This window comes from Pseudomonas sp. B14(2022), from assembly GCF_012030485.1.
In the GTDB taxonomy this organism is placed as follows: Bacteria; Pseudomonadota; Gammaproteobacteria; order Pseudomonadales; family Pseudomonadaceae; genus Aquipseudomonas.
The window spans coordinates 1-1,231 of sequence record NZ_JAAUVM010000051.1 but is presented as its reverse complement, the minus strand read 5'-3'; the positions used below and the strand labels follow the sequence as shown (position 1 = coordinate 1,231).

General features: G+C 53.6%; 1 protein-coding gene. It reads left to right on the top strand.

Annotation, left to right across the window (positions count from 1 at the left end; genetic code table 11):
- Nucleotides 1-62 precede the first annotated feature (62 nt).
- Nucleotides 63-1,231, top strand: a protein-coding gene (locus HCF10_RS30955; RefSeq protein WP_167657088.1) for an IS3 family transposase whose coding sequence is annotated in 2 segments (ribosomal slippage) — nt 63-306 and nt 306-1,231 — 1,170 coding nt annotated over the 2 segments. Because the reading frame shifts where the segments join, the coding sequence is not laid out codon by codon here. This gene is flagged as partial in the annotation.

Below are 1,231 nucleotides of genomic sequence, written 5' to 3'. Positions count from 1 at the left end.
TGAATCGCCCCGGGTTTCGTAGACACCTCCATGCCTTAAAATGAGGCCAATCAGGAGGTGCCATGAGCAACCCGCGTTATCCCGAAGAATTCAAAATCCAAGCAGTCAATCAAGTGACCGAAAAGAAGCTGCCTGTCGCTGAGGTAGCGGCCCGTCTCGGCGTGTCGACGCATAGCCTCTATGCCTGGATAAAGCGCTACAGCAAACCTCAAGAAGAACGGCAGCAGGATGATGATCAGCACGCTGAGCTACGTCGTCTGCGAGCGGAACTCAAGCGCGTCACTGAAGAGCGAGACATCTTAAAAAAGGCCGCCGCGTACTTTGCCAAGGAGTGCGGCTGAAGTACGCCTTTATCAAGCAGCGCGCGGGCGACTATTCGATTCGACGGCTTTGCCTGACGCTGAAAGTCCATCCCAGCGGTTATTACGCCTGGCTGTCTGAGCCGCAATCTGTACGCGCCAAAGACGACCAGCGACTGCTGGGTTTGATCAAGCATTCCTGGCTGGAGAGCGGTGGCGTTTATGGCTATCGCAAAATCCACGACGATCTGCGCGAGGTCGGTGAGGATTGTGGTCGTCATCGTGTGGCGAGGCTGATGCGTCTTGAAGGCCTGCGTTCTCAGACAGGTTATCGACGCCGCCCTGGAAAGTACGGCGGTAAGCCAGCGGTCGTCTCACCCAATTTGCTGAAGCGCCAGTTCGATGTTGTGGAACCCAACAAGGTTTGGGTAACCGACATCACGTACATTCGTACGTATGAAGGCTGGTTGTATTTGGCGGTGGTACTGGATCTGTTTTCTCGGCAGGTCGTTGGCTGGTCAATGAAGTCGCAGATGACCAGTGATTTGGCTATTGATGCGTTGTTGATGGCGGTTTGGAGGCGTAAACCGAAGCAAGAGGTGATGGTTCATTCCGACCAAGGCAGCCAGTACAGCAGCTCCGATTGGCGCAGCTTTTTGAAGGCAAACAATTTGGTTGCCAGCATGAGTCGCCGAGGCAACTGTCATGACAACGCCGTGGCCGAGAGCTTTTTCCAGCTTCTGAAACGGGAACGGATCAAGCGAAAAATCTACACCACGCGGGAAGATGCTCGGAGTGATGTGTTCGATTACATCGAGATGTTCTACAACGTAAAACGCCGCCATGGTTTCAACAATCAGCTGTCACCGGTAGAGTTTGAAAAGCGTTACGCAATGAGCTTGCAAGGTGTCTACAGAATCCGGGGCGATTCA